Raw genomic sequence first — 16,644 nt, forward strand, 5'->3', positions numbered from 1 at the left:
TGCGATGTTAAGATTCACCGTTTAAATACTGCCGTAACCGGCGCGCCATCTACCTTGAAATGGAATTCCAAGGTTGAGCCTGAAACCGTGTAGCCTATCGGGGGAACAAAGTCGAACAATACTTCGAGCGAGCAGTCCTGGTTAAATCCTGGCGTGAGAGTTATCCCGGTCCCGCCTATCCAAACGCCTTCTGAGTTTCTCCGGGAGCCATCTATCCGATACTCTCCTTCTTCTGCGCAGGGAAGTAGAGGGTTGTTCATTCGGTACTGATTATTATCCGTAAGGGATAGCGTAATACCAATAAGTGATCGATCAAATCCGTTGTACGATTGGTATTTCCAGGTTCCGTAAAGCGCAGGATCAAGTCCACAGCTTTCGGGCGTTGCAGCCATTACCTCGACTTGTTCTCTAAAAATAGAAACACTTGGATCGAAGGAGACAATTCGGTATGCAATATGCCCTCCAAGTACAGTGGAAGGGGTAATCGATGCATCGGCTAATCGGCTTGTGAGATAGTCGCCGAGTGCGGAATTAAAACCCGTTATAGGATCAACAACAAAAATAGTGGAAGGCGACGTATGGGTTTGGTTGTAAATGACAAGGAGGCGTGGAGATTCTCTTACGAAAGAATCAGTCAAAGCTCCTGTCACCGTAGAAACGCTCCTACAATACAATGTATCAAAGCGAGACAAGGGTTCCGCCATATAACTCTTGGCGCGGTGGATGAGGTTCTCGAAGTCGTGCTGGGCGTAGTCATTGTGTAGCGGCATTTCGATGGTAACTGCTACTGTGGCGCTGTTTGCTATGGACAGAGGGTCGTCAAAATATACAACGGGGGCGAACTGCCCAACAGAATCCTTGAATAAGGCAATGATTTTTTTATTGCTTTCAAAGGTGGAGCCATACGTTACCGATATTCCTGAAAGAGGCATCTTGGCCTCATCGGTTACCTGAACCGAAATGTTTTCTCCATCCGCATTACTGATGGTTGCAAAGCCATTTGTATCAGTAATGACCGTCTTGGCTCTTGGAATCGGAGACCCGGATGATCCCGAGGATGGGGATCCACCGCCGCCACCTCCGCCGCAGCCAATTAATGACATTGTAAGAGCGCTTCCAAAAATGACGCCCCATATCCGTTGTTTTGTCTTGTTTTTCATTTTTACCTCCAAGCCTTGACGTCTATTCCATAAAAATTAGACTAAAACCATAGCTTGAGCCTCTCTTTACAAAGCGGGGCTAAACCCTTTGTAAAAGGAGGTTCACCATGACGCATGAGAGAAAAAAACCGAAAAATCGTAGCCTACTGCCGAATTTCAACTTTAGAGCAGAAGAAAGGCTATGGAATAGATATTCAAATCCGGGATGTTACCATCTATGGCGAACGGCACGGCTTTTTGGTGGAGCGGTTCTATAAAGATGAGGGGGAGAGCGGGGCTAAAGAAGATCGGAAAGAATTGCGTCGACTCTTGAAACATTGCAGGACCGGAGGAATCAGCACCGTCATTCTCCCTTCCCTGGATCGACTCTCCCGCGAGGTGAGGATTGCGGAAAACCTCTTCTACGAATTCAAAAAGCTGGGCATCAAGGTCCTGATCGCCGACATGCCCCAATACAACGGGGAGCGGAAGGACATTCTTATCCGTCAGATATTGGAGGCCGTTGCTGAAGAGAATAGGCGGGATATTATCGAGCGCCTTTGGAAAGGGCGCCAGGAACGTATCAGAAAGGGATTATTCCCTGGAGGCAATGTGCCTTATGGTTATATACGAACAGGAGGAAGTCTTGCCATCAATTTTGAGGAGGCTGAGGTGGTGAGGAGAATCTATGCTTCAGCGGAGGTTTGGAAAAGTGGAAGGGCCATTGCTAATGAGCTAAATTCTAGCGGCGTCCTTCGAAGAAATGGCAAGCGCTGGACTCAGCGGCAAGTTGCAAAGATTCTTGAGCGGAGGAAATTTTATGGTGAAGGAGTGGTCCGATACGGGATCGTGGAAGGTATCAGCCGAAGAATGGCACTTCTTAATTAATAATGAAATAAATATGTATTAGAAGTATGATCAGAGAGACCAGCCCCTTAACGGTGCTGTGTCTTTGAACCACTCACTAAGTTCATGGGAAGGGATAGGACGGCTGATAAAGTATCCCTGTGCAGAGTCACAGCCCAGAGCGACCAGTTTGTCTAATATCGACTGACTTTCCACTCCTTCGGCGATGACCTTGAGGCCCAAATTATGGGAGAGTTCGATGGTGGAACGAACAATGATCTCATCTTCCTTGTCGGTTGCCATCTCCTTTACAAATGATTTGTCGATCTTAATTTGGTTGACTGGCAATCGTTTCAGATACCCTAAAGACGAATACCCGGTTCCGAAGTCATCGATAGAAAGCTGAACCCCAATTTTGTTAAGCCGCGTTAAGACCTCCATCGCATGAAAAGGATTGACCATCAGGGCGCTTTCGGTAAGTTCCAGCTCTAGCAGGGAGGCAGCAACACCTGAGGTCTTCAAGAATTCCGCAATCTGACCTGGAAGGTGTGTATCTTCTAGATTGCGAGCGGACAAATTGACCGCCATGTTGAATAACTTTCCCTCCTGACGCCAAAGCTTCGATTGATGAAGCGCTGCTTTGATCACCCAGAGGGTCAATGGCTTAATCAGCCCGGAATGCTCTGCAATCGAAATAAATTGATCCGGTGAGACTATGCCATATTCAGGATGCTGCCAGCGGACCAGTGCCTCTACCCCCGTGATCCGCCCCGTTTTGAGGTGGATCTTGGGTTGATAGAGCAGGAATAGCTGATTACTCTCGATTGCATTGCGTAACTCTCCAAGGAGGGCCAGGCGGCGCGGGCTGTGTCGATCGATTTCCGCTGAGTAGAAGGCATATCCTTTCTTATTCTCTTTGGCGACATACATGGCGATATCCGCTCGTTGAATCAGGCTGTCGGGATTCTCCCCATGGTTGGGTGAGAGCGCGATGCCAATGCTCGGCTCAATAATAATCGGCATCCCTTCGATTAAAAAAGGTTTCTCCATGACTTTGAGGATTTTGCTTGCAATGAAAGAGGCATCTTTTGTATTGACGTGGGGAAGGAGGACTCCAAATTCGTCTCCGCCTAGCCGAGCGACAAGGTGAGTTTCTTGTAAGACCTCGCGCAGACGCGGCCCGATCTGTTTTAATAAAAGATCGCCCCGCTGATGTCCCAGCGTATCATTGATCTCCCTAAAGCGATCCAGATCAATCAGTAGCAGGCCGGCCGCTTTACCGTCATGTGGAGTGACCATGATCGCCTGCTGCAGCCGATCTCGTAGAAGGGTTCGGTTAGGAAGATCTGTCAGCGTATCGTAGTAAGCCATATGATGGATTGTTGCCGCTGCTTTGTTCCGCTCACGTCGCACTTCGGCTTCGCGAAGCTCCCGGTCTACTGCGGGGACAAGCCGCTTTAGATTACCTTTGATGATATAATCGTTCGCCCCTGCTTTCATGGCTGTCACTGCCATATCTTCATCAATTGTCCCAGATACGAAGAGAAACGGAATGTCACTTCCTGTCTCTCGCAAAAGTGCGAGTGCATCCGTTCCCTTAAACTGAGGCATCGTATAATCGGAGAAAACGATGTCCCAATTCCGATTTTTCAGCGCAGCCTCCATTGTTTCCCACGTATCAACCCGCTCATGCACGGGGTTATAGTTCCCCTTCTTCAATTCTTGTAGAAGCAACTCGGTGTCTTCTTCAGAGTCTTCCACGATGAGTGCACTAATTTGACGGACTGGTGTCATGTTGAACCTCTTATGCTGCTCTTCTATTTTTGTTAACTTCTTGACTGTTACGTAAAGAAGGACGAAAAAATCGCGGAGTATGCCCGAAATACTTATTTGTTCGTTCTCTACATTCGTCAGTAATTGATTATTATTTAAAATATACCACCAAAGCACTCTATCAGATGCTCCATTTCTTTTTAAGGCAATGGTGCTGTCCAGGACCTAATTATTATAAGCTGGTATTTTTTACTTGACTTGATTGTAGGATCCGTATATACCGGAGACAGGCAAACCACCTCTACCTTATCTATTTGTGCGTGTTCCAGAAACGAAAAAACCGGATTTTTTCGATCCGGCTTTTTTCGTGGATTCACAAGGGTTTTTGCCGTTTAGCCCCGCTTTGTAAAGCGGGGCTAAACGTTGAAAAGCTATTAATTGAAGAACAAAACGAAGTAGTAAAGATTACTCCTTCTTAGATGTTTTGCGACTTGCCGAGGAGCGTCCAGAAAGTTTCGCTGTGAAGAGATTATAAATCAAATAATGAATCTCTATTTGTTTTGAAATATCGTTCGGAAGCGTAAAACGACAGCTTATGTAATGTGCTTCATTATTACGTAATGATCCTGCTATCATGCTTGGATTTTTATTGATTGAATCTTTCATACTTTGTATTACCTGACCGAAGTCGGAATTACGAGAAAATAACACTGCAACTCCAAAACTATCGCGCCACGTCAACCTCTCTAGAAGCTGACTCGTAACAGTTTCAATTGTTGCCGGTCCTTCCCAAAACTTACATTCCGCGATGAAGACCTCACCTTGAGATATTCTGAGATGAATATCTATTTTCCCAATTCCTTGAAAAGCTTCACCCAGTGCAGCTCCTTCGAAAACGGCGTTAAGACTACATAATATTAGGTCCCTTAAATCTTCTTCATTCATAGAGGCAAAAGCACTTGGAGTTCTTTCGAATTGCCTACACTGATTATCGATCAATTCAATTATTGCATTAAATTTATCCCGCTCTAGAATTGGACGTTCCTGACGCTTAGGAGTAGGTGGAAGGACTGGTCGAACTTCTTGACGAATCTTAATTGCGGTCGGTATTACTGAGGCAAGATCGGTCTTCTTTCTCAAAGGGATACCAGTTTTTTCTGCTAAAGAATCTAAACTCTGGTGCTTGTTAACTACTGTCTGTTTTTTTGCATGCACTATTTTAGAAACGGCTTGTGGAAAATTATGGTTTTCTTTTCTAATATCTTCATTCCACCAATCAATTTGCTGGATAATGATGCTTTGTCCGCGCTTTACTCGTTCTGTATCTGGAGAAACTTGCAAGCTTAACAAGCCATTATCGTGATTATATTCTATGTCTGTTATGTTGTAGCTGGGGCTCGATGTGCTGCTAGTGAACTTGTCCTGAGTTATCACTCGGAGAGTACCGGAGGGAACGACGGGAATATTAAGTCTTACTTGGGAACCAGGTTTTTCTGAAACCTCTTCAAGAAAAACTTCTCTTGATGAGTCGAGTTCAATTGGCTCCATCCCATACTTTTGGATCAAATAAGCTGCCCATTCTTGCACATCTAAGCCAAAGACTTTTGCATCGGAAGTATTATTAACTTCCTTATTTAGAGCTTCCAGAGCAACCCTATAATAGTCACTTATTCCAGGTAACATAATGAACCTATAACTATGGATATTATCTCAAACAATTCGTCCGCCCAAAAGTGAAAAAATAGATAATGTACAGCGAAGAGCCATAAGTGCATCTTCCCGAGTTATATCAATTTTGGGAAAGTCTTCATGACGGCCGAGATGGGTAAAGCCGCTCACTGATGAGATCAGAGAGTTCAGTTTTTCACTCTTTCTTCCACCGCCTAACCGGTTTGATAATTTCTGGAAATTGTCTTTTTTGCTGTCGGATTGACCTACATCTCCAGCTGCTGCCTCAAATGCTTGACGACAGTTCTGAAGCGTACCAGGCCAGTCGCCCCGAAAAAACCGACTTTGAGCCTCGCGTAATAATTCAATGGCACGTTGGAGGTCTGGGTCGGAAGAAAATGTTTCCATCGGGAGCTCGAATAGTTCAATCGCTAACCATTTCATAGACGATAGAAGTTTGATCCATTCCGATTGTGGAATTTTATGCGCTATAGGAAAGGAGCCACCAGCAGAGAATCGTGTCTCTTGGGGAGCACCTAATATATATACCGGTTCTCCTGTATTTAGTTCGACAGATTCAATCGGGGCAATAAGAACACGGGAATAAATCATAAATTGCAGGTCCTTGCCGCTCCTCTCTTGTTCGAGAGAATATAAGATGTCTGGGGTTAAGGGAATGAGAATTCTCCCATTGCCCTTCTCTCCTGCTTTGATTGTGGCTCTATATGCAGGGGCATTATACTGCTGGTAATGGAATCCATCAACAAGTGTGCTATCCCCGCTTGTTTTAACGGTTATCCATGCCTCCAAAAGAGCGATTTCTTTACCGCCTCTGTTATATATAGTGCATTCTAATGAGAGAGATCGATAATGAGGAGCTCTCGCTTCTATCTCTCCAATCTGGAGTTCCAAATTCATTCCAGCTATTCCTTTTTAAAATCTTCCGGCGACAAAACGCCCTTCCTATAAAGCGCCTCCAGAATCTTCGAGCTTTTCTGGCTCTCGGCACCCAAAGATTCCACAAGCTTGGTCTGGAGCGCAACACTGTATTCAATGAGTACCTCGTGCTGCGCCAGATGGTGGACGATCTGCATGATCACACTCACCAGTGTCTCGACGGCTTCTTCGGGATCTTCCTTGTGAAGGTTAATGACCTCCTCGACAAAAGGGCGTAGCTTCTCATACCAAACATCTGGTTTCTCCCGCAGCATTTCCTCAACCATAGCGGAATAGCGGGTATCAATATCGCCCGATACCTTTTCACCCATGTGAAGTTTTCGTATCTGCTCTTGTAATGCGTTCCAGTCGATCTCACTCATTGGTATCTCCGTGGATGGGAGCATATATCAGGGATATGGGAAAATGCAAGGGAGGTTGAGATAGCGTTGATAGAGTGGTAAGGGGAAACTTCTCTCTTGATCATATCAAATTGCAATAAAATGTTGAAAAAGAGCCAACTTGTCTTTGAGGATAGGTCATCCCTCCTTGGAGTATTGATCGGTGACTATATCCTTTCAGATATGAAGCCGAGCGACGAGACCATCGAACAATTTCGGAAGGCCTATTTCGAGGAATTCCAGGAGGAAATCTCTAAAGAAGAGGCGTATGCAAAATTTTTGAGATTAACGAATTTCTTGCGAGTGATCCTGAAGCCAAAGCCGACACAAGAAGAGCCTGCCGTTGACCAACCATCCACTGATGATATACTGAACCACAATTCCTAAATCTGTCCTTTGGGAGGAAGAATCCCATTTTTCCAAAAGGACATGTTATGTAATGTCATCCTACCTGTTCTATTGCCGGAAGTCCTCTGAATCTGAGGAACGGCAGGTCCTTTCCATCGATGCTCAAATCGTAGAACTTACCAGGCTAGCCCGGAACCTCCAATTGCGGGATTTTGAGGTTCTGACGGAAGCGCGGTCGGCCAAGTCGCCTGGGCGACCAGTTTTTAATGCCATGATGGAAAAGGTTTCCCGCGGTGGAGTCAAAGCGATCTTGTGCTGGAAACTAGATCGGCTTGCCAGAAATACAAAAGACGGCGGTGAAATAGTTTGGGCGCTGGATCGAGGTGATATTCAAGAGATCATTACCCCCCATACAACATATCGCAATAACAGCAATGACAAGTTTCACATGCAACTTGAATTTGGCATGGCGAAAAAATATGTCGATGACCTCAGTGATAACGTCAAGCGAGGCAACCGAGCAAAACTCGAAAGGGGCTGGCTGCCTGGTCTTGCGCCCCTTGGTTATCTAAATGAACCCAGAGAGAGAACGATTGTAAAAGATCAGGAACGATTTCCCGTCGTTCGTAAAATGTGGGACCTTCTCCTCCAAGGAACAAGACCATCAGCGATCTGCAAGATAGCGAATGAAGAATGGGGTCTCAAAACAAGGACGTTTAGGAAACAGGAAGGAGGGCCATTACCATTAACTACGATATATAGGATATTTAGCAATCCCTTCTACTATGGTCTCATTGAACGAGAAGAAGGTATTTTCCAAGGCCGGCAGGAACCCATGATTACCGAAGAGGAATATTGGAAAGCCCAGGAGATTTTGGGGAGAAGAGGAAGACCAAGACCCAAGGGTCACCACTTTTCCTACACCGGACTCATCCGATGCGGAACATGTGGATTCATGATTACAGCGGAGGAAAAATGTAATCGCTACGGCTCTCATTACGTTTATTACCGGTGTACTAAGAAGAATCGGAGGGTTGCCTGTCGGGAGCCACATATAAATCTTTTGAATCTGGAGATGCAGATTGGAGGGCAATTAGAAAGGATCTTCGTACCTCAACCACTCCTTGATATAGCATTGAACTACTTACGACAAGAGGAACAAGAAGAAGAGCAGCAGTCCCTCCATATTAGGAAGTCTCTTGAAAAGGCATTCCATGACTGTGAAAGGAAACTTCAGAATCTTAATCATATGAGGCTCAAAGACCTAATCAATGATGATGAATATACCAAAGAAAAAAGGCTTATTCTTGAAGAGAAAATCCGATTGGAAAAGGGTCTAGAAAATCAATCAGGATATTATAAGCAGGCACGAGAGCGTACCGAAAAGACGCTCATCTATGCGCATGAGGCAAGAGAAAAATTTGAAAATGGTACTCTAGAGGAAAAGAGAACAATTCTTCAAGAATTTGGCTCGAACCTTTTACTCAGGGACAAAAAGCTCATAATTGAAGCGGAAAAACCGTTGATAATTCTTGAAGAGGGCCTGTCGGGGTTTCAAAGCAAAAATTATCCGATCGAACCCCAAATAAATGGCTTAAATCAAAGCGCAATCGGGCATGTAGATCCTGTTGTTCGTACTGGGTGCACCCGGCGAGAGGACGTTCGAACTTTTTCCAAGAAATTGGGAAATAGCGGCAGGCAAAAACAGCTTATGAAAAAACTGGTGAGAACGATCTTTGAATTTTATAAGAGCTCGCTTGTAAAGAAAGATTTACCTGGGATGTCTGATAGGGATGCAGTATAAGGATACGGTATCCTCTAATCTCGTTCTAGGATGGGAAATATCATCGCGAAGAGAAAATTATTTATCTTTAGTTTTTTCTATTTCTTGAACAAATCGTTTATCTAGATCTTTTAATTTATTTTTTAATTTCCAATCAAGCTGTTTATCTACCTCGTCTATTACTGCTCCAAAAAAATCGAAAGTAGCTACGAGAGTTTGCTCTATAAGGTTATCGTCGGGCCTAATCTTAACGACAAAGACCCCGTCCTCCAGCGCTATATACTCGTTAATACTACGGGCGTTATTATGTCCGATCATACACTGTAATTTATATATAGTTTTATAGGCAGCTCCTCTGCCGACCGCTTCTGCCATTTTTGAGATACTCTTATCTGACCATCCAAGATGCTTTTGATAGTTATGTTTTTTCATAACTCTTTTATACTCTGCTTCTATATCAGCAATAGTTAGCGGATCCCTATTCCCAGACTGGAGTTCGTTGTTCAAGAATTCTAATCCCTTATCGGTAGTGACAACACAATCATACATCTCCTTCCTTTGTACCCAATCATGCTCCAAATAGCGAATTAATCTTTGATCGGTTTCGTCTTGTAAGATGTATGAAGTTATAATCATTAACTCAAATAACATTCTCGTTAGTACCAATGCATCTTCACCATAACCCTGCTCTGAAAGTAAGAGAATGGCCTCATGTGTTTTATAAGCTTTCCCAAGGGCAAAGATTGCAAAGAAATCCTTATCGCTCTCACCCTTGATATCCTCTTGAAGTCTGGCATCAACAAGTTTGTGGAGCTCTCTATTTAACTCAGCTAAAATTCTATTTTGTTCTTTCAAGTAAAAAGTATCCTAGAGGTTTGGGCTATGTCTTGAGATAGATGCCTCTATAATATAAAGTTTTAAGCTCATTCACAAGGTCGCTAACCCGTGTAGCATCCCCCATGAAAATATCCGATGAACATCTCGAAGAGTTCCGTAAGGCATATGAAAAGGAGTTCAATGAAGAGATCACCCATGAACAGGCATTTCAGAAGTTTACGCGACTCGCGAATTTCTTAAGAGCGATCATGAAGCCTTCTTCTCGGGAGCCTGTACCTCAAGAGCCGGCGCCTGAGCCATCCCAGGAACCTGTTCCCGTATCCTTACCGAGTACCACCGTGCAAGGCAAGGAACCTTGCCAGTGTGAAAAGGTTCGAACCCCGCTGGGGTTCAAATGAAAAATTACTCATTTGAACAAAAAACTCATACGTAGGAGATTTGGACAAAAAGAAAAACCGCTTAACAGAGCGGTTTTTCTTTACCATATTTTGGTGAGCTGTCTAGGATGGGTAGTGCACCCGGCGAGAGGACGTTCGAACCTTTTCCAAGAAATTGAGAAATAGTGGCAGACAAAAACAGCTTATGAAAAAGCTGGTGCGGAAGGTCTTTGAGTTTTATATGAGCTCTGCGTTACAGAAAGATGGAATTTCTTGAAGTGCAATCTTCTCGGTCATTCTATCCCACCCACAGATATCTCCAAAGACTGCAGAACATGCTCGATCTGACACAAAATCCCCCCTTATGGATAAAGATCCTCAAAATAGAATCTATGTAGGGCGTTTTAAATATATTGAATCCATGTTTAAATTTAGAAGCCATGGAACCTCTTGACAGAACATAAAATAGAGAATATAATTCCCAAAATGGGAACAAAATATAGGTCATGCTATTTTAAGAATGAAAGTCATCGGCAGAACAAAACTGGAAGATTTTAAGAAAGGCTACCCGGATGCCTGTTCTCAAATTGATTCCTGGGTCGCTGAAGCCCAAGAAGCAGAGTGGAAGACACCCAGGGATATCAAGCAGCGATATGCCAGCGCAAGTTTTTTAAAGGAAAACCATGTCATTTTTAATATAAAAGGCAATAAATATAGGTTAAATGTGAAAGTTGATTATGAAAATAAAATAGTCTTAATAAAAAATGTCGGTACTCACAATGAGTACATGAAGTGGAAATAGTTAGGAAGGCAATCATGAATAAAATTAAAGTAATTAAAACTGAAAAAGATTATAAGGAAGCTTTGGAACTTGTCGAAGTCCTTATGGACAATAATCCAAGCCCAGAATCGGAGGAAGGTGAGAAGTTAAATCTTCTTGCTACTCTTATTGAAGATTACGAAACAACCGTTATCCCCCAATCTTTGCCTGACCCCGTTGATGCAATTTTGTTTCGGATGGAACAAGCAAATCTAAAGCCGGCTGACTTAATCCCCTATATCGGAAGTAGAAGCAAGGTGTCAGAGGTCCTCTCTCGAAAGCGCCCCCTCACTCTTTCTATGATGCGGGCTCTTGAAGCTGGCTTGGGAATTCCTGCGAAAGTTCTATTGAGAGAATCTGATGAATTTAGGGATCCAGAACAGATTACTTGGAAAAACTTTCCTATCAAAGAGATGGAGAAAAGAGGGTATTTTGATAAAAAGTCATTAAAGGGCAGGGATATAAATGATCTCATGGAGAGTTTTTTTAAGCCCATAGGACCGCCGGCCACTATTCTCGGACTTTTAAGAAAATCAAACTATATTAGAGCTTCACGTCCAATGGATAAACAGGCCCTTGCTGCATGGTCAGGGTACATTCTAAAACGGGGTAAGGAAATCGCATATCCTACAATTTTTAAACAGAATAAGATTAACGTGAGTTTCATGCAACAGCTTGCGAAGCTAAGTGCGGATTCGAAGGGGTCAGTTCTAGTGTTTGATGTCTTGAAAGATATTGGAATTGGTCTAGTTGTTGAGCCACACTTCCCTAAAACATACTTAGATGGTGCGGTATTTATGACAGACAGAAAACATCCTGTTATTGGTTTAACCATTAGACATGACCGTCTTGATAACTTTTGGTTTACGCTAATGCATGAGTTAGCACATTTAGCATTGCATTTCGATCAAGATATAAATTTATTCTATGATGATCTAGATAATGAGGACTCAAGTGGCGTTGAGATAGAAGCGGATCAACTAGCGAGAGAAGCTTTAGTCCCAGAGAGTGTATGGGAAAATAGTCCCGCGAAACTTATTCCTTCACCTATTGCGGCTGAAAGCTTAGCAAAAGAATTACATATTCATCCAGCAGTAGTTGCTGGCAAAATGAGACGAGAAGGTGACCAGTATCAATACTTGAATACGATCATCAGTCAAGCAAAGGTTAGAAAGTATTTTCCCGAAATAAATTGGAGCAAATAATTATGTTTGGCACAAAACATTACGTCCCAATTTTGAAATGGAAGGCAGCAGAACAAACGGCTCTTGAAAAGCTGGGTGCCAATGAGAAAAAATTTATCTCGCCATTGATTCAGTTCGTGATGCCACAACCAAAACGTCCTAAAGAGGGAGAGAAGGAGAAAACGCCCGAGGAGCAACTGGAGGAAGTAACAATTAAATTTAATGAAAAATTACCTGGAATCCCAAATGAGATTCTGAGTTCCTGGGGAAGTTCTCCGGCTTTTGTTGATTTTAGTTTAATCTATACTCCATCTCTAAGGATTGAAAGTCTCAAACGGGTTTTAACGGATGGGGAACGTTTAGGGCTTTTTCTAATTCCTGTTGTCAATTTGAGTTCCGATCATGAATTCAAAAAAGCAGCAAGTGTATTTTTCAAGAAATACCGCCGTGGGCTGTGCCTGCGACTGGTCCATGCTGACTTTAATATTCCTGGAAAGCTTGCTGAGGAAATTCAGAAATTTTTGACGGCAGTCAATTTGTTTGAAAAAGAGATTGATTTATTAATCGACTTAAAAACCGGAGTTGATGCGCCACCCGCTCTCATTGATCTTAGTCGAAAAGTTCCCAATCTATTAAAATGGAGGACGTTTACCGTTGCTAGCGGAGCATTCCCACTTGATTTGAGAGATTGTGAAATTGGTGAAAATTATATTGATCGTTTAGATTGGGAAAATTGGATAAATTTGATAAATTCTAAAAAGTTAGAAAGATCTCCTTCTTTTTCTGACTATACGATTCAACATCCTGTTTATAAAGAATCGCTCCTTTTCTTTTCTCCAAGCGCGAGTATAAGGTATACCCTAGAAGACAAATGGCTTGTAATGCGAGGACAAAAAGGAAAATCTAAGCAATATTTAGCTAATGCTCGACTGCTATCACAGCATTCTCAATTTTTCGGGCCAGATTTTAGTTTTGGGGATGCATTTATTTTTGAAAAAGGAAAAGACTTGAAATCAAAAAAGACCGGGAATGCTACAAACTGGTTAGTTGCTGGCATTAATCACCATCTGGTGTGCACAATATCTCAGATCGCCAATTTGCCCTAGCACATAAATACTCAGTTACTTTGGATTTTAAGGTCCGTTTGTCTAATGCTTCAGCCAATCTCTCATATATTACTTTTCGTGCTTTTGAGCGTACTCCTTTTGCTCGGCCGCTTTCTTCCAAGATATTAAGCGCCTCATTTCGCCACAACAATGTAGCAACGGCAAAGTTAGTCTGATAAGGATTCTGTTCTGCTTCACGTATATTGCAGAATAGGACCTCACCCGAGGGGATAATTTTGGCGATTGTTATACCCCACCATTCAGGGACAATTTTAATCGCCTCATGAAGGTGGCTTTTCCCCACTACTAACGTAATCCGGTCAAAAACTGAATTGTAATAACGCATCTGGCTCGGTAAACGATACAAAGTATCTATGTCGCTTTTTAATTCATAACCATGAATTGAGCCATTAATCACCGCAATATCAACACGGGCGGCACCGTGAGTAACACCCAACTCCTCAATTATCTTAGCTTGATGATCGTCTTTATGAATGTTCCTTAGGCTTTCTTTTAAAGCCGTACGGATCAGTTGGTCACTTGTGAGTGTGGAACTAGAATACATGATCACTCAAAATAGCTAATTTACATCGTGTCAGTAGTGTAATTTTTGAATTCTAACATGGCATTCAAGTTCTTGTATATCTAATTCTAGTAGAAATTATTAACGAACTGAAGATCAGAGTTTTGACTAAAATGCTCATGTTAAACCATTTTAATGGAGAGGAATTTTGCATATATGGCAAAGAACTGGAGCAATGCACTCGGCTGGGAGGAGGTTCGAACTTTTCCTCGGAACAGTAGAGATGTAGGCAAGCAAAAAGAGCTTGTCCGAAAGATCTTTGAATTTTATATATGAACAGGGAGTTAGAGAAAGATGTGCCGTAGATCCCCGATAAGGATACTCTATCCCTTGGCGGACCTCAGTTCTAGAATGGAGAAGTTGCCGAGAAGATAATTTACATTAGACATGCCGTATTCTTTTCTTTAAAATGAAAGGTCAACTTAACTAAGGGATGAATATGAAATGGACAAAGGATTCAGCATCAAAAGAGTTGGGGAGATTAATTTCAGAAATACCTGTCCTACATAAGGCCAGAGCTTTTTCTGCAGAGCATGTTAGGTGGCACCAAAAGGTCGTTGGGTTTCTTGAAGAAGTATTCGGACAGGATTCGCGTTTTTTTGAATCATTTACAAACCTAACATGGAGACGAGAGGGACGTTTTTTAGTAGGTGGCCCGGCTGATCCGACTGGAAGTCTTAATCCGCAAGCGGCCATCGAGAGAGAACATCAAAAAGCTTACCTTCAACAACTGGATACCGCTTGTGGGATATTACTCGCAACTCAAGATGAGTTGAAAAGAAAAGAATTAAAAGAAGTTTATAGGGGAAAAGATACCGGTCCTGAAGCAAGTTCTATTTTGAAGATTATTAACTTGGCAGAATATAAGCTACGTAAAACGATAAGGAATATTCCGAACTCTGAAAAGGAAATTCAGGATGCTTTTGAGAACCTTCTTATAGGCGCTGACATTTCTTACTCACGAGAAACAGACAGTATAGAATACTCATCAAAGACCTACACACCCGACTTCACCGTGGAGAAGGCAGATTTAGCAATAGAAATTAAACTATCGAATAAGAAGGAGAGAGAAAAAGAAATAATTGCTGAAATCAACGATGACATACTCGCCTATAAGACTAAGTATGGGAACATGATCTTTGCCGTTTATGATACCGGGTTCATAAGAGATGTAGAGCGGTTTTCAAAGAACTTTGAGGATCAAGAGGGAGTTGTGATTAAAGTTGTGAAACACTAGAGATCTTATCTAAGCTATGACATCAGCTAATTTATTTTTCGTGGGCTGGTCTTTTCTGGATTCTCTCTCCTTTGGCTAATGTAAACTATCGGTTTGTAGCCAGCATTTAGCACAGTTTTCTTCCAGTCAACCAACTTCATATGAAAGATTAAGGATCGAGAGTCAGACAGCTTCTCAATAGGTGTTCTCCGATCGAAAATTAACCAAAGACAAATAGTATTAACTTTTTTGGCCTCATCATTTATTTTAATCCTGCTTTGGTTATTTTGTAGGAGCTTTACCACGTTTATTGCTTGATCGATATTATAGTTCATCTTCTTAGGGCTGCCGATTTTCACAAAAATAAGTGCTCCATCTTTATATAGATCTAAATGCTCGACTTTATATTTTTTATCTATGGTATCGATGACTCGGTCACAATTTATATAACCGTCGTTTGCCATCCTTTTGTTAAAATCTACTTCTTCTGTTTCTGAAACAGTTTCCATTTTTACTGTTTCTATTTTATCTACTTCACTCCTTAAAAAATCTATGTAGGATTGATTGAATTGGTACCATTTACCATCTATGAGGCAAAATCGATCTTTCTCATCGACAAAATCTAAAAATTCTTTAATAGGTTTTGAAAAGTTGCGACCCAATTCATTATGAACCTTTACTTTGATGAAATCGATTTGTTCTTTTAGGTTTATACTATTGTCGACAATAAACTCCCGAAGTTTTTCTATGGTTAGTTCCCCTTTTTGGGTATGAGAATCTCGTGCTCCCCGGATGTAGATACTGTATTGATAATGATCTGAAAATATAAAATCTATTCCCGATAATGAGATATCGTCAACGTTTACCCCTGATGTTCCATCTCCAGCGGGTATAAGAGCATTAGCAAGAATTCCATCGAGCCCTTGTGCCTTTTGTGGATCCTGAACCATAACTACCTTAGGTAACTTTATTTTTGTCGGTTGATTTAGGGTCTCTTCGATATTATTTACGAACCCTGGTAATTCATCTGGCGTCATTTCTATACTGAATTGGGCGGAATGCCCAAAGCTTGCCGTTTTACCCCACACGGTGGCATCAACTGTCTTTGCTTTGATATAGTGCATTGATTCACCACTATCAAAGTCGATTCCACTTCCGTCCTGATATGTTGTGATAATTTTATTTTTCCTGCTCTTATAGAATTTAGAGTTTTTTATTTTTAGATTTGATTCATCTATTATTCGTTCGGCGAGGTTTAAACCAAAATCGAGGTCACAGAAAGTTTTCAGGTAGAAATGAGATTTTCCTAAACTGATGGCATAAGTAATAGAAGGGTTATAAACTAAAAGGGTCGAAAAATATATCTGATTTTTCGGTAATTCTATACCGCCAAAGAAATCTTTATATACGTGAGCCCACCAGATATCAATTTCATCCGGCTTATTTGAAAAGTAAAAATCGAGCGTAAACCCATCAATAGTTTTGCTGCCTGTATTTGTTAATCCAACCGACTTAAGTTTTATGACTAACGTATCCTTTTGTCCGGCTGCAATCTTATACAAATTGAATTTAGCCATTTGGGGTATCCCGAGTAGGGGCTTGGTTATGAGATATTGAAAATCAGTTG

At 42.0% G+C, this 16,644-nt stretch carries 14 protein-coding genes; 6 read left to right on the forward strand and 8 right to left on the reverse strand.

Going from position 1 to position 16,644, the window contains the following annotated elements; genetic code table 11:
- Nucleotides 1–14 precede the first annotated feature (14 nt).
- Complete coding sequence (locus tag MNODULE_RS19815; protein WP_168062902.1) at nt 15–1,160, reverse strand: hypothetical protein; 1,146 nt, start codon at nt 1,158–1,160, stop codon at nt 15–17.
- 114 nt (nt 1,161–1,274) lie between these two features.
- Here MNODULE_RS19815 and MNODULE_RS19820 point away from each other — a divergent pair, with 114 nt between their 5' ends.
- Nucleotides 1,275–2,027 (forward strand): recombinase family protein, encoded by a 753-nt coding sequence (locus tag MNODULE_RS19820; protein ID WP_168062903.1) that lies wholly within the window; start codon nt 1,275–1,277, stop codon nt 2,025–2,027.
- 30 nt (nt 2,028–2,057) lie between these two features.
- Here the strand turns inward: MNODULE_RS19820 and MNODULE_RS19825 are convergent, their stop codons facing one another.
- From MNODULE_RS19825 to MNODULE_RS19840, 4 genes are all read right to left on the reverse strand, one after another.
- Entirely contained in the window at nt 2,058–3,935 is a 1,878-nt protein-coding gene (locus MNODULE_RS19825) for an EAL domain-containing protein (RefSeq protein WP_168062904.1), read from the reverse strand.
- A 288-nt stretch (nt 3,936–4,223) separates the two neighbouring features.
- A complete protein-coding gene (locus MNODULE_RS19830) occupies nt 4,224–5,441 on the reverse strand; it encodes a hypothetical protein (protein ID WP_168062905.1) in 1,218 nt (405 codons plus the stop codon).
- 27 nt (nt 5,442–5,468) lie between these two features.
- On the reverse strand, nt 5,469–6,344 hold the full coding sequence (locus MNODULE_RS19835; RefSeq protein ID WP_168062906.1) for a hypothetical protein: 876 nt from the start codon (nt 6,342–6,344) through the stop codon (nt 5,469–5,471).
- A 5-nt stretch (nt 6,345–6,349) separates the two neighbouring features.
- The gene (locus MNODULE_RS19840) at nt 6,350–6,745 is read right to left on the reverse strand and encodes a hypothetical protein (RefSeq protein ID WP_168062907.1); all 396 of its coding nucleotides are present in this window, start codon (nt 6,743–6,745) and stop codon (nt 6,350–6,352) included.
- 457 nt (nt 6,746–7,202) lie between these two features.
- On the opposite strand from MNODULE_RS19840, the gene MNODULE_RS19845 reads away from it, so the two are divergent.
- Nucleotides 7,203–8,915 carry a recombinase family protein gene (locus MNODULE_RS19845; protein WP_168062908.1) on the forward strand — a complete coding sequence of 571 codons (1,713 nt, stop codon included), beginning with the start codon at nt 7,203–7,205 and terminating at the stop codon, nt 8,913–8,915.
- A 57-nt stretch (nt 8,916–8,972) separates the two neighbouring features.
- Here MNODULE_RS19845 and MNODULE_RS19850 read toward each other — a convergent pair whose 3' ends face one another.
- On the reverse strand, nt 8,973–9,749 hold the full coding sequence (locus MNODULE_RS19850) for a DUF5677 domain-containing protein (protein ID WP_168062909.1): 777 nt from the start codon (nt 9,747–9,749) through the stop codon (nt 8,973–8,975).
- Between the two features lie 879 nt (nt 9,750–10,628).
- Between MNODULE_RS19850 and MNODULE_RS19855 the strand changes: the two genes are divergently transcribed.
- From MNODULE_RS19855 to MNODULE_RS19865, 3 genes are read left to right on the forward strand one after another with little or no spacing between them, the layout of a single operon-like run.
- Nucleotides 10,629–10,910 (forward strand): type II toxin-antitoxin system HigB family toxin, encoded by a 282-nt coding sequence (locus MNODULE_RS19855; RefSeq protein ID WP_168062910.1) that lies wholly within the window; start codon nt 10,629–10,631, stop codon nt 10,908–10,910.
- Nucleotides 10,911–10,924: 14 nt separating this feature from the next.
- Entirely contained in the window at nt 10,925–12,133 is a 1,209-nt protein-coding gene (locus MNODULE_RS19860; protein WP_168062911.1) for an ImmA/IrrE family metallo-endopeptidase, read from the forward strand.
- A gap of 2 nt (nt 12,134–12,135) precedes the next feature.
- The gene (locus MNODULE_RS19865; protein ID WP_168062912.1) at nt 12,136–13,218 is read left to right on the forward strand and encodes a beta family protein; all 1,083 of its coding nucleotides are present in this window, start codon (nt 12,136–12,138) and stop codon (nt 13,216–13,218) included.
- Here MNODULE_RS19865 and MNODULE_RS19870 read toward each other — a convergent pair.
- The gene (locus MNODULE_RS19870) at nt 13,169–13,783 is read right to left on the reverse strand and encodes a sce7726 family protein (protein WP_168062913.1); all 615 of its coding nucleotides are present in this window, start codon (nt 13,781–13,783) and stop codon (nt 13,169–13,171) included. The two genes, MNODULE_RS19865 and MNODULE_RS19870, sit on opposite strands and share 50 nt — an antisense overlap.
- Nucleotides 13,784–14,240: 457 nt before the next feature.
- On the opposite strand from MNODULE_RS19870, the gene MNODULE_RS19875 reads away from it, so the two are divergent.
- Complete coding sequence (locus MNODULE_RS19875; protein WP_168062914.1) at nt 14,241–15,038, forward strand: PD-(D/E)XK nuclease domain-containing protein; 798 nt, start codon at nt 14,241–14,243, stop codon at nt 15,036–15,038.
- 26 nt (nt 15,039–15,064) lie between these two features.
- Here the strand turns inward: MNODULE_RS19875 and MNODULE_RS19880 are convergent, their stop codons facing one another.
- Complete coding sequence (locus MNODULE_RS19880) at nt 15,065–16,594, reverse strand: DUF6119 family protein (RefSeq protein WP_168062915.1); 1,530 nt, start codon at nt 16,592–16,594, stop codon at nt 15,065–15,067.
- Nucleotides 16,595–16,644: the final 50 nt, after the last annotated feature.

The organism is Candidatus Manganitrophus noduliformans, from assembly GCF_012184425.1.
Taxonomy (GTDB): Bacteria; Nitrospirota; Nitrospiria; order SBBL01; family Manganitrophaceae; genus Manganitrophus; species Manganitrophus noduliformans.

What these genes read in the sequence shown, in the direction of transcription:
- MNODULE_RS19815 (WP_168062902.1), bottom strand. Translation starts at nt 1,160, where the DNA reads ATGAAAAACAAGACAAAACAACGGATATGGGGCGTCATTTTTGGAAGC.
- MNODULE_RS19820 (WP_168062903.1), top strand. Translation starts at nt 1,275, where the DNA reads ATGAGAGAAAAAAACCGAAAAATCGTAGCCTACTGCCGAATTTCAACT.
- MNODULE_RS19830 (WP_168062905.1), bottom strand. Translation starts at nt 5,441, where the DNA reads ATGTTACCTGGAATAAGTGACTATTATAGGGTTGCTCTGGAAGCTCTA.
- MNODULE_RS19835 (WP_168062906.1), bottom strand. Translation starts at nt 6,344, where the DNA reads ATGAATTTGGAACTCCAGATTGGAGAGATAGAAGCGAGAGCTCCTCAT.
- MNODULE_RS19840 (WP_168062907.1), bottom strand. Translation starts at nt 6,745, where the DNA reads ATGAGTGAGATCGACTGGAACGCATTACAAGAGCAGATACGAAAACTT.
- MNODULE_RS19845 (WP_168062908.1), top strand. Translation starts at nt 7,203, where the DNA reads ATGTCATCCTACCTGTTCTATTGCCGGAAGTCCTCTGAATCTGAGGAA.
- MNODULE_RS19855 (WP_168062910.1), top strand. Translation starts at nt 10,629, where the DNA reads ATGAAAGTCATCGGCAGAACAAAACTGGAAGATTTTAAGAAAGGCTAC.
- MNODULE_RS19860 (WP_168062911.1), top strand. Translation starts at nt 10,925, where the DNA reads ATGAATAAAATTAAAGTAATTAAAACTGAAAAAGATTATAAGGAAGCT.
- MNODULE_RS19865 (WP_168062912.1), top strand. Translation starts at nt 12,136, where the DNA reads ATGTTTGGCACAAAACATTACGTCCCAATTTTGAAATGGAAGGCAGCA.
- MNODULE_RS19870 (WP_168062913.1), bottom strand. Translation starts at nt 13,783, where the DNA reads ATGTATTCTAGTTCCACACTCACAAGTGACCAACTGATCCGTACGGCT.
- MNODULE_RS19875 (WP_168062914.1), top strand. Translation starts at nt 14,241, where the DNA reads ATGAAATGGACAAAGGATTCAGCATCAAAAGAGTTGGGGAGATTAATT.
- MNODULE_RS19880 (WP_168062915.1), bottom strand. Translation starts at nt 16,594, where the DNA reads ATGGCTAAATTCAATTTGTATAAGATTGCAGCCGGACAAAAGGATACG.